Annotated in this window: 17 protein-coding genes; 12 read left to right on the top strand and 5 right to left on the bottom strand. The window is 60.4% G+C overall.

Annotation, left to right across the window (positions count from 1 at the left end):
* Positions 1–8 precede the first annotated feature (8 nt).
* Positions 9–164, top strand: coding sequence for a pleiotropic regulatory protein RsmS (rsmS, locus tag ACTG2W_RS20975; RefSeq protein WP_106843989.1), 156 nt, complete (start codon positions 9–11; stop codon positions 162–164).
* Between the two features lie 77 nt (positions 165–241).
* On the opposite strand, the gene ACTG2W_RS20970 is transcribed toward rsmS, so the two are convergent.
* A complete protein-coding gene (locus tag ACTG2W_RS20970) occupies positions 242–1,084 on the bottom strand; it encodes a LysR family transcriptional regulator (RefSeq protein ID WP_106843990.1) in 843 nt (280 codons plus the stop codon).
* A gap of 176 nt (positions 1,085–1,260) precedes the next feature.
* Here ACTG2W_RS20970 and ACTG2W_RS20965 point away from each other — a divergent pair, with 176 nt between their 5' ends.
* Complete coding sequence (locus ACTG2W_RS20965) at positions 1,261–2,523, top strand: cyanate transporter (protein ID WP_106843991.1); 1,263 nt, start codon at positions 1,261–1,263, stop codon at positions 2,521–2,523.
* A gap of 67 nt (positions 2,524–2,590) precedes the next feature.
* On the opposite strand, the gene rluF is transcribed toward ACTG2W_RS20965, so the two are convergent.
* Together rluF and ACTG2W_RS20955 are read right to left on the bottom strand one after the other, a co-directional pair.
* Entirely contained in the window at positions 2,591–3,625 is a 1,035-nt protein-coding gene (gene rluF, locus ACTG2W_RS20960) for a 23S rRNA pseudouridine(2604) synthase RluF (RefSeq protein ID WP_106843992.1), read from the bottom strand.
* Positions 3,615–3,737, bottom strand: a complete 123-nt coding sequence (locus ACTG2W_RS20955; RefSeq protein WP_272939162.1) for a hypothetical protein — start codon at positions 3,735–3,737, stop codon at positions 3,615–3,617. Before ACTG2W_RS20955 ends, rluF begins: the two co-directional genes overlap by 11 nt.
* Before the next feature lie 345 nt (positions 3,738–4,082).
* Here ACTG2W_RS20955 and ACTG2W_RS20950 point away from each other — a divergent pair, with 345 nt between their 5' ends.
* Entirely contained in the window at positions 4,083–5,663 is a 1,581-nt protein-coding gene (locus ACTG2W_RS20950) for an alpha/beta hydrolase (protein ID WP_106843993.1), read from the top strand.
* Positions 5,664–5,785: 122 nt separating this feature from the next.
* Here ACTG2W_RS20950 and ACTG2W_RS20945 read toward each other — a convergent pair whose 3' ends face one another.
* Both ACTG2W_RS20945 and ACTG2W_RS20940 read right to left on the bottom strand, forming a co-directional pair.
* Positions 5,786–6,154 (bottom strand): VOC family protein, encoded by a 369-nt coding sequence (locus tag ACTG2W_RS20945; protein ID WP_043825666.1) that lies wholly within the window; start codon positions 6,152–6,154, stop codon positions 5,786–5,788.
* Between the two features lie 163 nt (positions 6,155–6,317).
* Entirely contained in the window at positions 6,318–6,785 is a 468-nt protein-coding gene (locus tag ACTG2W_RS20940; RefSeq protein WP_075115198.1) for a hypothetical protein, read from the bottom strand.
* Positions 6,786–6,939: 154 nt separating this feature from the next.
* Between ACTG2W_RS20940 and ACTG2W_RS20935 the strand changes: the two genes are divergently transcribed.
* The 9 genes from ACTG2W_RS20935 to gloA all read left to right on the top strand — a co-directional run bounded on the left by ACTG2W_RS20935 (position 6,940) and on the right by gloA (position 17,774).
* Positions 6,940–10,083 carry a DUF3427 domain-containing protein gene (locus ACTG2W_RS20935; protein WP_106843994.1) on the top strand — a complete coding sequence of 1,048 codons (3,144 nt, stop codon included), beginning with the start codon at positions 6,940–6,942 and terminating at the stop codon, positions 10,081–10,083.
* Between the two features lie 181 nt (positions 10,084–10,264).
* Complete coding sequence (gene rsxA, locus ACTG2W_RS20930; protein WP_005337600.1) at positions 10,265–10,846, top strand: electron transport complex subunit RsxA; 582 nt, start codon at positions 10,265–10,267, stop codon at positions 10,844–10,846.
* A 2-nt stretch (positions 10,847–10,848) separates the two neighbouring features.
* The gene (rsxB, locus tag ACTG2W_RS20925) at positions 10,849–11,427 is read left to right on the top strand and encodes an electron transport complex subunit RsxB (RefSeq protein WP_005350799.1); all 579 of its coding nucleotides are present in this window, start codon (positions 10,849–10,851) and stop codon (positions 11,425–11,427) included.
* Positions 11,428–11,441: 14 nt separating this feature from the next.
* On the top strand, positions 11,442–14,132 hold the full coding sequence (rsxC, locus tag ACTG2W_RS20920) for an electron transport complex subunit RsxC (protein ID WP_106843995.1): 2,691 nt from the start codon (positions 11,442–11,444) through the stop codon (positions 14,130–14,132).
* Between the two features lie 11 nt (positions 14,133–14,143).
* Positions 14,144–15,196 (top strand): electron transport complex subunit RsxD, encoded by a 1,053-nt coding sequence (rsxD, locus tag ACTG2W_RS20915; RefSeq protein ID WP_005337606.1) that lies wholly within the window; start codon positions 14,144–14,146, stop codon positions 15,194–15,196.
* 43 nt (positions 15,197–15,239) lie between these two features.
* Entirely contained in the window at positions 15,240–15,872 is a 633-nt protein-coding gene (gene rsxG, locus ACTG2W_RS20910) for an electron transport complex subunit RsxG (protein ID WP_005359614.1), read from the top strand.
* Positions 15,873–15,887: 15 nt separating this feature from the next.
* Positions 15,888–16,649, top strand: a complete 762-nt coding sequence (locus tag ACTG2W_RS20905; protein WP_005337608.1) for an electron transport complex subunit E — start codon at positions 15,888–15,890, stop codon at positions 16,647–16,649.
* 13 nt (positions 16,650–16,662) lie between these two features.
* Complete coding sequence (gene nth / locus ACTG2W_RS20900) at positions 16,663–17,304, top strand: endonuclease III (RefSeq protein WP_005337609.1); 642 nt, start codon at positions 16,663–16,665, stop codon at positions 17,302–17,304.
* 56 nt (positions 17,305–17,360) lie between these two features.
* Positions 17,361–17,774, top strand: a complete 414-nt coding sequence (gene gloA / locus ACTG2W_RS20895; RefSeq protein ID WP_106843996.1) for a lactoylglutathione lyase — start codon at positions 17,361–17,363, stop codon at positions 17,772–17,774.
* Positions 17,775–17,803: the final 29 nt, after the last annotated feature.

Here is a 17,803-nt window from a genome sequence, read left to right as displayed (position 1 = left end):
CCCTGCCCATGTCACTGGAAACTGCCCCGCCCGAGATAAAACTCGCGGTGGATCTGATTGAACTGCTGGAAACCAATGAGCTGGCCCCCGAGCTGGTGCTGGCGGCGCTGGCCATCGTAAAAAATGACTACGAGCGCAAGCTGGCGGAGGGGAAGGATCACTGATCCCTCCCCGCACTTTTTCCGCCTTATCTTTCCGACGTCAGTTTTTCCCCACAGAAGTTTTTCCCCACATAGGCCACTCACTGTGGCCCCATCACCTCGTCACAGAGGGCGATCAGGGCCTCGCTCAAGCGAGTGAGCGGCTCGCCCCCGCTTCTCCCGGCATGGAGGGCCAGCTCCACCGGCGCCACCTTGGGCCACTGGGTCAGGGCCAGCTGATCGGCGGGCATCAACCGTTTGGGTAGCAAGCTCACCCCGATCCCCGCGCTCACCGCCCCCTGCAAACTGGCAAGGCTGGCGCTGACATAGGCAATACGCCAACGCCGCCCCAGACCATCGAGCGCCTCGGTCATCTGCCGCCGATAGAGCCCTTCGCTCGGGAACACCACCAGCGGCAGCGGATCCCGTTCCCGTGCCGGCCAGTCGTGACTATCGACCCACACCAGCGGCTCGCGCCAGCTGGCAAGGGGCGAACCCTGACCGCGAGTCTGCTTGACCAGCGCCAGATCCAGCTCCCCCGCCTCGAAGCGCTGCCAGATCTCGTGGCTCAGGCCACTTTGCACCTCCAACCGTACCTCGGGGTAGTCGCGGGCAAAGGCGGCCAGCACCGGAGTGATGGCGCCTGCGGCGAAATCCTCCGGCACCCCGAGGCTGAGCGATATGCTCCCCTCGCTCACCTGCTCCTCGACCTGCGCCAGCAGCGCCAGAATGCGGCGGGCCAGCCCCAGCAATTTTTCCCCCTCCGCCGTTGCCACCACCTGACGGCCAGCGCGATCCAGCAGTGGGCAGCCGAGCTGCTGCTCAAGGCGGCGGATCTGCTGGCTGATGGTGGATTGGGTCAGATGGACCCGTTCACCGGCGCGGGTAAAGCTGCCGGTGTCGATAATGGCGACAAAACTGCGCAGTAACAGGGGATCCAGCATGGGGCACTCCATTTACAAAATCACTGAAGCCCATTCTATCATTTAATTTCCAAATGACTTTCGAGCCCGCTAGGCTGGCGCTTTTGCCTCCTTTGACGGTGATCTACCATGTTCAGCCCCGATGACTCCGCGTCCCGAGTGCCCCCTATCTCTCCCAGAACAGGAAACAGCACCCGATGAATCAACAAAATGCGGATCAACCCGCAGGCCAGACCGCACTGCTGGTGCTGGTGATCCTGATTGGCCTTAACCTGCGCCCCTTTCTTACCGCCATCGGCCCGCTGAGCAGCGAGATTGGCCGCGCCCTGTCGCTCGGGATGGATACCCTCGCCTGGCTTACCCTGTTGCCGCTCTGGCTGATCGGGGTTGGCGTGCTGCTCACCCCCAGCCTGCGTCGACGCGCCAGTGCGCGCCAACTGCTGGGGGCCGCCCTGCTGCTGCTCAGCATTGGCAGCGCTATGCGCTTCGATGCCCAAAGCGGCGCCTTGCTGATCGCCAGCGCTGCGCTGTGTGGATTGGGGTCGGCACTGGTGCAGGGAGTGCTGCCCGCCCTTATCAAGCAGGCCTTCGCCCGCAAGGTGCCGCTGGTGATGGGGATCTTCTCCGCCTGTATGATGGGGGGCGGGGCGCTGGGGGCCAGCCTTACCCCAAGGCTGGCGGCGAGCCTCGACTGGTCGCGGGCACTGGCGCTCTGGAGCCTGCCGGTGCTGCTGGCCCTCATCTGGCTGGGGTGGAAAGTGCGTCTGCCACGGGCCACGGCTGCAGCCATTCCCCACGGCAAGCAGCGGCTGATCACCCTGCCCCGCAGCTGGTTGCTGATCGTCTGCTTTGGCATCATCAACAGTGGCTACGGCATCGTAGTGGCCTGGCTGGCCCCCGCCTATATGGCGCAGGGGTGGAGCGCCGCGCAGGCGGGCGAACTGGTCGCCTGGCTGGCACTGGCCCAGACTGCCAGCGGCCTCGGCCTGCCGCTGCTGGCGGCGCGCAAGATGGATCGGCGGCCATGGATGGCACTGGCAATTGCCATGCAGCTGGCGGGATTTGGCGGTCTCTGGCTGGCGCCAGCCAGCGCCCCCATTCTCTGGTGCCTGCTGTGCGGTGCCGGTCTTGGCGGCAGCTTTTCGCTCATCATGGTGATAGCGCTCGATCACCTGCCAGACCCGCGCCGCGCCGGCACCCTGAGCGCCCTGATGCAGGGGTTTGGCTTTATGCTGGCGGCCACAGGCCCTTGGGTGGCGGCGCGGCTCTATCACTATGTGGGCGACTTTGCGGCCGCCTGGCAGTGGCAACTGGGGGGATTACTGCTGATGAGCCTGCTGGTGCTGCGCCTCGACCCGCGCCACTACCCCCGCGTCATGCGGTTACCGACCGCCAGCGAGCCAACCCTTTCGGCGCCCCACCCAACCAGCGCTGCGGCCCAAAGCAACACACCGGCCTGAGGCCGGTGTGTTGGGGATAACCGTGTTGGGGATGACAAGGTAGGCTGACGCCGTTCAGGGGAGCAACTCAGCGCCCCTTCTTCTGCCGTCCGCTGTTAGCAGTGCGCGGCTTGCCTGCGGCCGGTTTACCACCCTTGCCGGGAGCCCCTTTGCCTGCACTGCCCTTGCCAGCGCCGCCCTTGTTGGCAGCACCTTTGCCCGCACCACCCTTGCCCACCGGCAGCTTCTTCTCGAAGGCTTCCGGGCCCGGCACATTGGGGCGCCCGCCAATCTCGTGATCATCATCGCGGCGCGGCTTCTTGCCCTGCCCCGGTTTGGCGCTTGGCGCCGCAGGAGCCTTGGCCGCCTTGGGCTTGTCGCCTTTGGCCGGTTTCACCTCGGAGGAGGAGTCCTCAATCAGCTTGAACAGATCGATCAGCTCGTCGTCGGTCAGATCGCGCCACTCGCCCACCGGCAGTCCCTTGAGGCTGACGTTCATGATGCGGATTCGCTCCAGCTTGGTCACTTCAAAACCGAAGTACTCGCACATGCGGCGGATCTGGCGGTTAAGCCCCTGCACCAGGGTGATGCGAAAGACGAACGGCGCCTCTTTCTTCACCTTGCACTTCTTGGTCACAGTACCGAGGATCGGCACCCCGGCCGCCATGTTGCGCACAAACTCATCGGTCACCGGCTTGTCGACGGTCACCAGATACTCTTTCTCGTGATCGTTGCCCGCCCGCAGGATCTTGTTGACCAGATCGCCGTGGTTGGTGAGAAAAATCAGCCCCTGCGAATCCTTGTCGAGCCGCCCGATGGGGAAGACCCGGGTGCTGTGGTTGACGAAATCGACGATGTTGTCCTTCTCGCCCGCCTCTGTGGTACTGACGATGCCCACCGGCTTGTTGAGGGCGATCAGCACCAGACTGTCCGCCTCGCGCGGTTCGATCACCTGACCATTCACCTTGACCAGATCGCCAACCTGCACCTGATCGCCAATCCCGGCACGCTTGCCGTTGATAAAGACATGGCCCTGCTCGATAAAGCGGTCGGCCTCGCGGCGCGAGCAGATACCGCTCTCGCTGATGTATTTGTTCAGGCGCATGGATTCGTTAGCCAGCATGAGTCACCTGCCACAGGGTCTGGGCGGCGCCCGGTTGTGCCATCTCCTGTTCCGGCTGCGCCGGGGAGGCTGTTTGCTGCATCAGCCAATTCACTACGTCAAAGTTCTGCATACCATTCCATCTTCAAAAAAGGCCAATGCCAGCTTATCCATCAAAAAACGCCGCTACAGTAGCATAATTGCCCCCTTTCAGGGGCAGATAGTTGCAAGGTCGCAGCGCCCAAGCAGGCATCCGCGGACAAGTTCACGCCGCCAGATGGCCCGCGATGCAGTCTTTGAACGGCCAGCCTGATGTAAGCGGCGGGGTCAGGCGCCCACAGCCAGCGCGGACGAACGCCATCAACTATACATATCACCTTGTTTCCATTAGGCTTTAAGCCGGTTGGCTGCGCCCAATGTGCTGCGCCGAACTCGCCCGCCCAAAGGCGGCTCTACCTCTATCGCCAAGGATTGCGCCATGCTGGCTCCCACTCGCCGCCTTGTTCGCCGTGCTCTGCTGACCCTGTTGCTGCTGTTGCTGACCGCATGGGCGGTGATCGCCTACTTCGCCTGGCAGGCAGCGCCGCTGCAGCTGTGGCACACAGTGGTGCCTCCCGAACTCAGTGCCGATGAGCTCGACAACAGCGACTGGCAAGCCTATCTGGCCCGCGAAGCAGAGCTGTTCGAGCTGGTGGCCACCGAGGTAGTCGCCAAAACACCGCCGGAGCAGCAACTGGCCAGCAATCGCTACTATCAGGACGCCCCCATCAATCCCGCCCGCTTTCAGCAGAACTGGAACCGCTCCTACCTGCTGCGCCCCGAGGGAGAAGTCAAAGGGGTGGCGGTGCTGCTGCACGGCCTGACCGACTCCCCCTACAGCCTGCGCCATCTGGCCAGACGCTATCAGCAGCAGGGCTTTATCGCGCTGGGGCTGAGGATCCCCGGCCACGGCACAGTGCCAGCCGGACTGGTGGATGTGGATTGGGAGACCTGGCTGGCCGCCACCCGACTGGCGGTTCGGGAGGCCAGATTGCTGGCACCGGGCAAGCGGCCGCTGCATCTGGTGGGCTTTTCCAACGGCGGCGCACTGGCGGTGAAATATGCGCTCGATGCGTTGGCCGACCCGAGCGGCGCACTGGCAAAACCGGATCGGCTGGTGCTGATCTCCCCGATGATCGGGGTGACCCGCTTTGCCCGCTTCGCCGGGCTCAAGGCCGTCCCTGCCCTGCTGCCCGCCTTTGCCAACGCAGCCTGGCTCGACACCATGCCGGAGTTCAACCCGTTCAAGTACAACTCGTTCCCGGTCAACGGGGCGCGCCAGTCCTATCGCCTGACTCACGCCATCCAGCAGCAGGTGCGCCAGCTGGCCGCCAGTGGCGAGCTGGCGGCGTTTCCCCCCGCCCTCACCTTCCAGTCGGTGATGGACTACACCGTCAGCACCCGCTCCATCATTGCCGATCTCTACCACTACCTGCCGGCCAACGGCAGCGAACTGGTGCTGTTTGATATCAACCGCAGCACCCTGTTTGGCCCGCTGATGAGCTCGGCCTCAGAGCTGGCGCTGCACCGCTTGCTGCCAAACGCCCCCCAGCACTATCACCTCACCGTGGTGGGCAATGTGGACCCCGCCTCTCCCGCAACGCAGGCCAGAACGCTGGCCAGCGCCGACCAGCCTGAGCAGGTTCGCCTGCTGGGTATCGACTATCCCAAGGAGATCTACTCCCTCTCCCACGTGGCGCTCCCCTTCCCGATGGACGATCCCCTCTATGGCATGGCGGCGCGCCCGCAGCAGCGGGAGCAATACGGCATCAATCTCGGCGGTCTGGCCCTGCGTGGCGAGCGCGGCGTGCTGATCGTCAACCCCGGCGCCCTCACCCGCACCTCCTCCAACCCCTTCTACCCCTATCTGCAGCAGCGGGTGATGGAGACCCTCACCGCCCCTCCCGTCGCCCGGTCTGCAGCCGTAACCCCTGCCAGCAGCGGTCAACCTGATGCGGCCTATCAGGCAGAAGTGGAGCAGTTTTTACAGGAGAGCGACGAGAGCAGCGCACCTTTCTAGGGCGTTTCTGGAGTATCGGCAAAGAGCCACTGGCGCTGGGTCGATGGCGATACGAGCAAGGGGCCGTCAATTAACAGCCCCTTTCTATTGATGATGGCGATGGGGGTGATGGTTTAGTGGGCTCAGGGATAGATGCTCACTTCTATCAGATTCTGATCCGGGTCGAGGAAGTAGATGGATTCTATCGGCCCGCAGGCGCCACTTTTGGTCACCGGCCCCTCGACAATCTCCACCCCGTGGCAGGCCAGCTGGGCCATCACCTGCTCCAGCGGCCAGCGGGTGATAAGGCAGACATCTCCCGACCCCACCTGCGCCCGATTGCGCGGCTCCTGCCCCAGCAGTTGCAGATTGATCTTCTGGTTGCCAAACCCTACCGCCCGGCGCCCCGCACCGAAGGTGATGGCCTCCATATTGAGCACCGAACTGTAAAATTCCACGGCCCGTTCGATATCACTGACCGTCAATACCAGATGGTCGATATGGCTGATCATGGTTACCTCCTGGTGGTGATCTGGCTGATGTGACCGACATATGCCCGCAAGCATCCGACTGTCGTCGCCACGGCGGGCAACCCCATCATACCCGGCAAGGGGAAGCCCATGTGTGCCGTGACGCGCAAAGCGAGCGCAAATGATCTGGTCAAATAAATTCGCGTTACTGCACCGCTGCGCACGCTTTATCCCGCTGGGCCAGCAGGGCTTCATCATCACTGTCCATTGCCGCCAGAATCGCCTGATTGCAGGCACGCTCCGCCAGCTTGGCCGGACTCTGTTTGGCATCCCCTATTTCGGCGATAAGGGGCCGATAACTGACGGCCGCCGAGCAGTACATGGTGCGAAATTTGGGCAGTTGCCAACTGCTGTCATCCTGCCGGGTCAAGTCATCGCACAGCTTGTGAAACAGGGCGGACGCCTTGACCGTGCACTGGCTAAAACGCCGCACATCCTGCTCGTAGGGACGACAAACGCTCGGCTGCTGGATCTGCCACAGCTGAAAAGAGAACGGGACTGACTCCCCCTCATACTGCACCACCAGCGTCTTGGCCTCGGTGCCATAGATATCCGCAACCTGCTGCTGTACCAGATTGAGATAAGCCGAAAAAAGATAGGAAACCGGATCCATCACCACCTCCCTGTGGTTGTTACTGCCGCGCTCTCTTACCGAAAACCAGGGCGATTTTCAAACGAGTAACAGGCGACAACAGCTTACTGATTTGGTTGGAAAAAATGATACTCTTCTCGCCACCCTCATGTACAACGTTCAAGGCTAAAGTGCGATGCAACAATGCGGTATTTATGAACAGCTCATTACTCAACTGCTGACATCTCGACTCGACCGCGCGCGCTTTTACGTAGGGGAACGCCAACTTGAACCTGCCGAAGCGGCAGTTTGGTTATCCAGATTTCTGAGCCGGGTTTTGGAATATGCGGTGGGTTCGGTCACTGGAGAGGATCAGCTGCAACGGCAGATCGAGCTGGCTAACCAGTTATTGCTTTGGCTAAAGGATCGCACCCAAGACCCAGACTTTATTGGCGAGAACCTCATCGATAGTCAGGGGAAAATTCTGACCGCGCTTTACCAGTTGGATAACCCCATCTCCGCCAATTTAAAGCAATATGCCGAGGATATTTTCCCTCTGACAGGTCTCACTCAGAGCGAACTGTTTTGTGGCAGCAATGCGGGTTTGTCGATGGAGTCGGAGATTAAACGGGAAATTTTATCGGCAGATAGCATCTGCTGGCTGGTCTCATTTATCAAATGGGCAGGAATCCGGATTTTCCGTCATGAGCTGGAAGAGTTCACTCGCAGCGGCCGCCAATTAAAAGTAATTACTACCTCTTATATGGGGGCGACCGATGCCAAGGCAGTTGAATTTTTAGCCAGCCTCCCAAATACCGAAGTCAAACTCAGCTATAACACCCAGCGCGAGCGGTTGCATGCCAAGAGCTATCTCTTTTGCCGAAATACCGGCTTTCATACCGGCTATATAGGTTCCTCCAATCTCTCTCACTCTGCCCTCACCAGCGGCTTGGAGTGGAACCTAAAAATCACCTCGCAAGAGATCCCTCATATTATCGAGAAATCCCTGAGTACCTTTGAAACCTATTGGGAATCCGATGATTTTGAGCTGTTTGATGGCAAGCTCGAAAGCCGTACAAAATTGCAGCATGCACTGCAAGAGGCCCGTGGGGATGGGGACAAAAATAGCCCTGCCTATTTTTTTGATATCACGCCGTTTCCCCATCAACTGGAGATCCTTGAACAATTGGCGATGGAGCGCGCTTTACACCAGCGCTTCCGTAACTTGGTGGTTGCGGCCACCGGTACAGGGAAAACCCTGATCTCCGCTTTTGATTTTGCGCGTTTTCTGAAAACCAAACCCGACGCCAAGTTCCTGTTTGTCGCCCACAAAGAGGAGATCTTGCGCCAAGCATTAGCCTCGTACCGCGGTGTGCTCAAGCAATCCAATTTTGGCGAACTCTTAGTCGGCGGCGCCGTGCCAACCCACTACCGTCAACTATTTGCCTCGGTGCAATCCTTGAATAACCAGCTGGCTAATTTACGTCTTAGCCCAGATTATTTCGATTACATCGTCATTGATGAGGTTCACCATATTGCGGCGGCCAGTTATCGCGGTCTGCTCGCCGCCTTTGAACCTCACATTCTGTTGGGATTAACCGCAACGCCAGAGCGCCATGATGGCGGTGATATTCTTGCCGACTTTTGTGGTGTCATCGCAGCAGAGATCCGCTTGCCCGAGGCCATCAATCGTCGCCATCTCTGTCCGTTCCAATATTTTGGTATCGATGATGATACTGACTTGCGCCAAGTGGCTTGGAAAAATGGCCGTTATGACATCACTGAACTCACCAATATCTATACCCACAATCAGCAGCGGGTACAGAAAATAGTCCAGAGCCTCAATGAGATCGTCACCGATATTACCAAGATCAAAGCGCTGGCATTTTGTGTGAGCCGTGAACATGCCGACTTTATGTGCAAGGCATTTTTATTGAAGGGCATCAAGGCTGACATCCTCACCAGCGATAATCGAGACGAGCGGCATAGTAAACAACAAGATTTGCGCACTGGGGTTATCAATATTCTCTGCGTGGTGGACATCTTCAACGAAGGGGTTGATATCCCGGAAGTCGATACCTTGCTGTTTTTACGACCAACGGAAAGCCTCACTATCTTCTTGCAGCAATTAGGGCGCGGCCTGCGGCTGGCGAGCGATAAAGAGTGCTGCACCGTGTTGGACTTTGTTGGCAATGCCCGTGCTGAGTATGACTTTGCCCAGAAATTCCGGGCACTGGTGGGTAAAACTAATAAGGCGATCAGCCACGAGATCAAACAGGGCTTCCCTCACGCCCCCTTGGGCTGCCGCATCGAACTCTCAAAACAGACCCAAGAGTTAATTCTGAGCAATATCAAAAAGGCGACTCTCAATACCTCGCGCCTCATGGGCCTGATCCGCCGTTTCTCACTGGATTGTGATTTACCGCTGACGCTGACGAACTTTTTGAAGTTCTACCCCCACATCAGCCTTGAGGAGATCTACAAGCGCGGCAATTGGAGCGCCTTGGTCAAACAGGCTAGCAACCATACCATTTCTGAAATGAGCGATGAGAAGCTGTCGACCCTCTACACCCGGGCCATCAGAACCCGGCTATTGGGCTGCGATGCGCTCCATTACTTGAACTTCTTACAAACCTTGGTGGAAAGCGCCTTTACCTTAACGGCTGAGCACGATGAGCGGATGGCCTTGATGTGCCATTACGACTTCTGGCAACAAAGCGGCCCCACTGCTGGCTTTAGCTCCTTGGCGCACAGCCTGAAACAACTCAATCAACCTGAATTAAGGGCCGAGCTGGCAGATCTGTTGCCCATGCTGATCAACCGGGTGCAACACGAACAAAGCGCCATGCCAAACCTTCCCGGTAATCCGCTGCAACTGCATGCTCGCTATGCCAGAGAGCAGGTGCTGGTTGGCTTTGGCGCGACCACCTTCGCGCAGCAACCCACGGCTCGTGAAGGGGTCTATCTCATCGCAGAGCAACATATCGAGTTGCTGTTCGTGACCTTGAACAAAACGGAACAGCACTTCTCACCCACTACCCGTTATCACGACTACGCCATCAACGAGTCGCTGTTTCATTGGCAGAGCCAAAACAGCGCTCGCCCAGAACGGGGTAAGGGGCTGAGTTACATAAACCACAGAGCAGAAGGTAAGCGCTTGTTTCTGTTCGTCCGCGAGCAGAGCAAAGATGAATTTGGCCGCACCCTTGGCTTTGTGAACTTTGGTGAGGTGGAGTACGTATCTCACACAGGCAGCCAACCGATGAACATAAAATGGCGTCTCACTACTCCGATGCCGCCATTTATGTGGAAAGAGGCCGCCAAACTAGCTGTTGGTTAGTAAGGCTTCTCACCCGGTGGGGATATGACGCAAAACCCACCGGATTCTTGCCAAAAACCCCGGCTAAATTATCCAGTTGCATAATAACCATGCGGCCTTGCGGTTGTTTAACTGGCCCTAACGTCAGATAATACCGCCCGCCTTCAAACCCCGATAACCCGACTTTCAGTGACGGTAATTGATGACTGAGTACCTGCTTTTATTGATCGGCACCGTGCTGGTTAACAACTTCGTGCTGGTGAAATTCCTCGGCCTCTGCCCCTTTATGGGGGTCTCCGGCAAGCTGGAAACCGCCATCGGCATGGGGCTGGCGACCACCTTCGTGATGACCCTCGCCAGTGCCAGCTCCTATCTGGTGGAGCACTATATCCTGCTGCCGCTGGATATCGCCTATTTGCGCACCCTCGCCTTTATTCTGGTGATCGCCGTGGTGGTGCAGTTTACCGAGATGGTGGTGCGCAAGAGCAGCCCGACCCTCTATCGCCTGCTGGGGATCTTCCTGCCGCTGATCACCACCAACTGCGCGGTGCTCGGGGTGGCGCTGCTCAGCATCAATGAGCGACACGACTTTATCCAGAGCGTGATCTACGGCTTTGGCGCCGCCACCGGCTTCTCGCTGGTGTTGATCCTGTTTGCCGCCATGCGCGAGCGTCTGGTCGCCGCCGATGTGCCCGCCCCGTTTCGCGGGGTGTCGATTGCCATGATCACCGCCGGTCTGATGTCGCTGGCCTTTATGGGCTTTACCGGCCTTATCAAGATATAACCATGATCCATATTCTCTTTGCCATTCTGGTGCTCACCCTGCTGGCGCTGGCGTTCGGGATTATCCTGGGCTTTGCCGCCGTCAAGTTTCATGTGGAAGCAGACCCCATCGTCGATCAGCTCGATGCCCTGCTGCCCCAGACCCAGTGTGGCCAGTGCGGCTATCCCGGCTGCAAACCCTACGCCGAGGCGCTCGCCAACGGCGATCAGATCAACAAGTGCGTACCCGGTGGCGAGGCCACCATGCGCAAGATTGCCGATCTGATGGGGGTCGAGCCCCAACCGCTGGGGGGCAGTGACGAGGCCGCAGTGCCGGTCAAGAAGGTCGCCTTTATCCACGAAGATCAGTGCATCGGCTGCACCAAGTGCATTCAGGCCTGCCCGGTGGACGCCATCGTCGGCGCCACCAAGGCGATGCATACCGTGATTGCCAACGAGTGCACCGGTTGCGATCTCTGTGTCGATCCCTGCCCGACCGACTGCATCGAGATGATCCCGGTGCCCACTACGGTCGATAACTGGAAGTGGGATCTCAATAACGTGCATGTTCCGGGCAAGATTCCGGTCAAGATAGTGGAATAAACAGCGGAGCAACCATGCATTCCTTACTCGAACGTATCAAAGCCGGCACGCTCTGGGACTTTCACGGTGGCATTCACCCCGCCGACAACAAGCTGCAATCAAGCCAGAGCCCGGTGGTAGACGCCGGTCTGCCGCCGCGCCTCATTATTCCGCTGCGCCAGCACGCAGGCCCCGCCGGCGATCTGCTGGTGCAGGTGGGCGACAAGGTCAAAAAAGGGCAGCCGCTGACCCGTTATGCCAAGGGGCGGGTCGTCCCTGTCCATGCCTCCACCTCCGGCACCATCACCGAGATTGGCAACCACACGGTTGCCCACCCCTCCGGACTCGGCGATCTCTGTGTCATTCTCACCCCCGATGGGGAGGATGAGTGGGGCGAACGCAATGGCAAAGCCGATTACTGGAATCTGGAGCGGGGCGAGCTGCTCGAGCGCATCCAGCAGGCAGGGGTCGCGGGCCTTGGCGGCGCCGTATTCCCGACCCACAGCAAACTCGACGGCCGCGGCCAGCTCACCGAGATCCTGATCGTCAACGGGCTGGAGTGCGAACCCTATATCACCACCGACGATCGGTTGATGCAGCAGTACGCCGACGAGATCATGGATGGCATCCGGGTGCTCAAACACCTGCTCAAACCGAAACTCACCCTGATCGGGGTGGAAGACAACAAGCCCGAGGCAATCGAGCAACTGACTCGCCACGCCACCGATGAAGATGTGCTGGTCAAGACGGTGCCGACCAAGTACCCCTCGGGCGGTGCCAAGCAGACCATCGAACTGCTCACCGGCCGTCAGGTGCCCAAGGGCGGCCGCGCGGTCGATATCGGCATCATGGTGCTCAACGTCGCCACCGTGTTTGCCATCAAGCGCGCCATTATCGACGGCGAGCCGCTGATCGAGCGGATCGTCACCCTTACCGGCGACAGCTTCAAAAAGCCCGGCAACGCCTGGGTGCGCCTCGGTACGCCGGTACGCTGGCTATTGCAGCGTTTCGAGCTGCAACCGGAAGCGGAGCAGCGGGTGATCATGGGTGGCCCCATGATGGGCTTTACCCTGCCCCACGCCATGGTGCCTGTGGTCAAGGCCACCAACTGCCTGCTGGCGCCGACGCAGGCCGAGCTGCCCGCCCCCGGCCCAGAGCAGCCTTGCATCCGTTGCAGCGCCTGTGCCGATGCCTGCCCGGCCACTCTGCTGCCGCAAGAGCTCTACTGGTACAGCCGGGCCAAGGAGTATGACAAGGCCGAGAAGCTCAACCTGATGGACTGCATCGAGTGCGGCGCCTGCGCCTGGGTCTGCCCGAGCGAGATCCCGCTGGTGCAGTACTACAAGATCGCCAAAGACGACATTCGCGAAGCCCGTGCCGAGGCCGAGAAGGCCGAGCGCGCCAAGCAGCGTTTCGAGGCCAAGCAGGCCCGTTTCGAGCGGGAGAAAGCAGCCCGCGAAGCGCGCCACGCCGAAGCCGCCGCCCAGCGCCGTCAGACCATGACGGCCGCAGGCGGCGAAGATCCGGTGGCAGCGGCTCTCACCCGCATCAAGGCAAAGCAGGATGCCCCCATCACAGCCATTACAGCCACTGCCGAGGGCTTGCCTGACAACAGCGCCGTGATTGCCGCCCGCGAAGCCCGCAAACGGGAAGCGGAGGCGCGCCGCGCCGCCAAGCTGGCAGAGAGCGCAAACAGCGAAACAGCCGCCGCAGCGCCGCAATCCACCGAGGTGGTTGAGCCCGCCAGCGATCCCAAGAAAGCGGCCATCGCTGCCGCACTGGCCCGCGCCAAGGCCAAGAAAGCCGCTCAGGCTGGCGATAGCGCCGAGCCAGTGACAGCCGAAGTCATTGCGGCGCCTGTTGCAGACGCAGACCCGAAAAAAGCGGCGATTGCCGCCGCCATTGCCCGTGCCAAAGCCAAAAAGGCCGAAGCCAGTGGCGAGCCGGTAAGCGCAGCCAACAGCGTAACCGCCGAGGCTGGCACGCAAGGCGATGCGCCATCTCCTGCCAGCGAAGCAGTTGATCCCAAGAAAGCGGCTATCGCTGCTGCCATCGCCCGGGCCAAGGCCAAAAAGGCGGCCCAGCAGAGTGACAGCGCTGAGGGCGATCTGACTGCAAATGCTGGCACCAGCGAATCCGCTTCAACCCAAAGCGATGCGCCATCTGCTGTCAGCGAAGCGGTTGATCCCAAGAAAGCTGCTATCGCAGCTGCCATAGCCCGCGCCAAGGCCAAAAAGCTGGCCCAGCAGGGCGAAAGTGCCGGTGCTGAAGGTGCGCAGAGTGAGCAAGCTGCCAGCGCACAGACCCGCGACGTGGCGGTAGCCAAGGGCGAAGTAACCACCAGCCACAGCGATACAGCTGCAAGTGAAGCGGTCGATCCCAAGAAAGCCGCTATCGCCGCTGCCATTGCCCGGGCCAAGGCCAAAAAGCTGGCCCAGCAGAGCGAGCGTATCAGTGCTGAGGTAGAGAGTGCCGGAGCTGAGGGTGAGCGCGCACCGGCCGAGCCGATGCAAAGCGATGCAGCCAGCAGTGAGCAACCACTTGCCGTCACTGCCGCGCCTGAAGCGAGCGCCCCTGCGGCTGACGCCCCGGTTGATCCGAAAAAAGCGGCCATTGCAGCCGCCGTGGCCCGCGCCAAGGCGAAGAAGCTGGCGACCGAGGCAGCCAGAGCCGCAGAGACCGCCGCTGAAGATGCCCCGTCAGCCGACCGAACAACCACAAGGTAATCGACAGACTCATGTTCAATATTGCGACTGCGCCGTTTGCCCATAACCGCAAACAGACCCGAACCCTGATGCTGCTGGTGATCCTGGCCTGCGTGCCGGGCTTGCTGGCCCAGACCTGGTTCTTCGGCTGGGGCTCCTTTATCCAGATCCTGCTGGCGCTGGTGACCGCGTTGCTGTGCGAGGCGCTGGTGCTCAAGCTCCGTGGCCGCGCCATCAAGCCAGCCCTGATGGATGGCAGTGCGGCGCTCACCGCCGTGCTGATCGGTCTCTCCCTGCCGCCTCTGCTGCCATGGTGGATGCTGGTGGTGGGCACGGCCTTTGCCATCATTGTTGCCAAACACCTTTACGGCGGACTGGGTCAGAACCTGTTCAACCCGGCCATGGTCGCCTATGTGCTGCTGCTGGTCTCCTTCCCGGTGCAGATGACCAGCTGGCTGCCGCCGGAGAGCGTGCGCGCCTACAGCCTCGGCTTTGGCGATGCCGCATCGGTGATCTTCACCGGCTTTAGCCTCGACGGCTACAGCATGGCGCAGCTCAAGCAGGGGGTGGATGGTCTCACCATGGCGACCCCCCTCGATACCCTGAAAACCGGCCTGACTCAGGGGCTCACCACCGGCGAGATCCTGAGCGGCCCGCTGTTCGAGGGTTGGGGCGGTATCGGCTGGAGCTGGGTCAACCTCGGCTATCTGCTGGGCGGCCTGTTCCTGCTGCAGCAGAAGGTGATCAACTGGCGCATTCCGACCGCAATTCTGGGTGCCCTGCTGGCGGCCTCCACCATCGGCTATCTGGTGAGCCCGGATGCTACCGCCACGCCCATGTTCCATCTCTTTAGCGGCGCCACCATGCTGGGGGCCTTCTTTATCGCCACCGATCCGGTCAGCGCCTGCACCACGCCGCGCGGCCGACTGGTCTATGGCGTGCTGATCGGGGTGCTGGTCTACATCATTCGCCGCTTTGGCGGCTATCCCGATGCGTTCGCCTTCGCCGTGCTGCTGGCCAACCTTTGTGTGCCGTTTATTGACAGCCTGACTCGCCCGAAAGTGTATGGAGCTCGTCGCCAATGATGTTTCTGCCCTTTTCCCCTATCACAGCTGACGGAGCCCGGACATGTTAAAGAGCATGCGCAAGAACGGCCTAATTCTGGCGATGTTCGCGCTCGGCTGTACCGCGCTGGTGGTACTGACCAACGAACTGACCAAGGATAAAATCGCCCACCAGCAGCAGCTGGAGAAGCAGCAGACCCTCTCGGTATTGCTGCCGGAGGGGAGCTATGACAACGATCTGGTAGCCAGCTGCAAGCAAGTCACCAGCAGGAAGTATCTCGGCAGCGATCAGCCGCAAGCCCTCTATACCGCCAGCAAAAATGGCGTGGTGACCGGCTATGCGCTGGAGGCGATCGCGCCGGATGGCTACAGCGGGGCGATCCGCATCGTGGCGGGCTTTGATGCCAAGGGCACCATCACCGCCGTGCGCGTGCTCGCTCACAACGAGACCCCGGGCCTGGGTGACAAGATCGAGCTGAAGAAATCAGACTGGATCAACAGCTTTGCCGGAAAATTCCTGACCCATGACAACGAGCCCCAGTGGGCGGTGAAGAAGGATGGCGGCGAGTTCGATGCCTTTACCGGCGCCACCATCACCCCGCGTGCCGTGGTCAAGGCGGTGAAGAACCTGCTTAAACTGCAGCAGGAGCAACCCGAACTGCTCAGCAACGCCCCGGCTTGTCCGGCGGCGAACTAACGGAGTCGAACCATCATGAACCAGATGGAACAGATTGAAACGGGCGCAGCCCCGATTGCCGAGCTGGAAAGCCGCAAGGGCGAGCTCAAGGAGCTGATGAGTCAGGGGCTGTGGAAGAACAACCCCTCGCTGGTGCAGGTGCTGGGGCTCTGCCCTACCCTCGCCGTCTCCTCCACCTTTACCAATGCGCTGGGGCTGGGCCTTGCCACCATGGCGGTGCTGGTCTGCTCCAACCTCGCCGTCTCGCTGGTGCGCAACTGGGTGCCGAAGGATATTCGCATCCCTGTCTATGTGATGATCATCGCCTCGCTGGTGACCAGCGTGCAGCTGCTGATGAACGCCTACACCTATGGCCTCTATCAGGCGCTCGGCATCTTTATCGCCCTCATCGTCACCAACTGCGTCATCATAGGCCGCGCCGAGGCCTATGCCTCCAAGAACCCGCCGCTGCTGGCGGCCCTCGACGGTCTGATGATGGGCCTTGGTTTTACCCTGGTGCTGCTTGTACTGGGCGGCATGCGCGAGATCATCGGCATGGGCACCCTGTTTGATGGCGCCGAGCTACTGCTGGGCGAGTGGGCCAAATCCCTGCGCATCGAGCTGTTCCACGCCGATGCAAGCCTGCTGCTGGCGATTTTGCCGCCTGGCGGCTTTATCGGGCTGGGGCTGCTGATCGCCGCCAAGAATGCTATCAACGACTGGCGGGACCGCAAACAAGCAGCCACAGTGGCCCACTGCAACGTTGCCCCGGCTCGCGTCCGGGCGACCGAGCTATGATCGGACGCAAGGCATGAACAACCAGAAACGCAGAGAGATCCTCGAGCGGCTGCGGGAAAACAACCCGCACCCCACCACAGAGCTCAATTTCAACTCGCCATTCGAGCTGTTGATCGCCGTGCTGCTCTCGGCGCAGGCGACCGATGTCAGTGTCAACAAGGCGACCGACAAGCTCTATCCGGTGGCCAACACCCCGCAAGCGATGCTGGATCTCGGGGTGGACGGGCTCAAGGAGTACATCAAGACCATTGGCCTCTTCAACACCAAGGCCGAGAACGTCATCAAGACCTGCGCCATCTTGCTGGAGCGCCACGGAGGCGAGGTGCCGGAGAACCGCGAAGCGCTGGAAGCCCTGCCCGGCGTCGGCCGCAAGACCGCCAACGTGGTGCTCAACACCGCCTTTGGCTGGCCCACCATCGCCGTCGATACCCATATCTTCCGGGTATCGAACCGCACCGGCTTTGCGGTAGGCAAGAACGTGGATCAGGTGGAGGAGAAGCTGCTCAAGGTAGTGCCCGCCGAGTTCAAACTGGATGTCCACCACTGGCTCATCCTGCACGGGCGTTACACCTGTCTGGCTCGCAAGCCCCGTTGTGGTTCCTGTATCATTGAGGACTTGTGCGAGTACAAAGAGAAGGTCTATCCAGAAAGCTGATAGCCTCGCAACCGAGATTGAAAGCAGTACACATCACCAACCCGGAGAACTGAGCAATGAGAATTCTGCATACCATGCTGCGTGTCGGCGATCTGCAACGCTCCATCGACTTCTACACCCGCGTCCTTGGCATGACGCTGCTGCGCAAGAGCGAGAACAGCGAGTACAAGTACACCCTGGCTTTCGTCGGTTACGGTGACGAGAAAGATGAAGCGGTGATCGAACTGACCTACAACTGGGGGGTGAGCGAGTACGAACTGGGCTCAGCCTACGGCCACATCGCGCTGGAAGCAGACGACATCTATGCCACCTGCGATGCCTTGCGCGCCGCCGGTGCCAAAATCACCCGCGAACCGGGCCCGGTCAAGGGCGGTACCACCGTCATCGCCTTCGTCGAAGATCCGGACGGTTACAAGATTGAACTGATCGCCAAGAAAGATGCTGGTACCGGCCTGGGTGACAGCTTCTAAGCTACCCGACTCCCGCTGCCGGATGGCAG

The organism is Aeromonas sp. 96A (genome assembly GCF_051919165.1).
GTDB classification, from domain to species: Bacteria; Pseudomonadota; Gammaproteobacteria; order Enterobacterales; family Aeromonadaceae; genus Aeromonas; species Aeromonas veronii.
The sequence above is the reverse complement of the archived record's forward strand: the minus strand, read 5'-3'. Positions and strand labels throughout refer to the sequence as shown.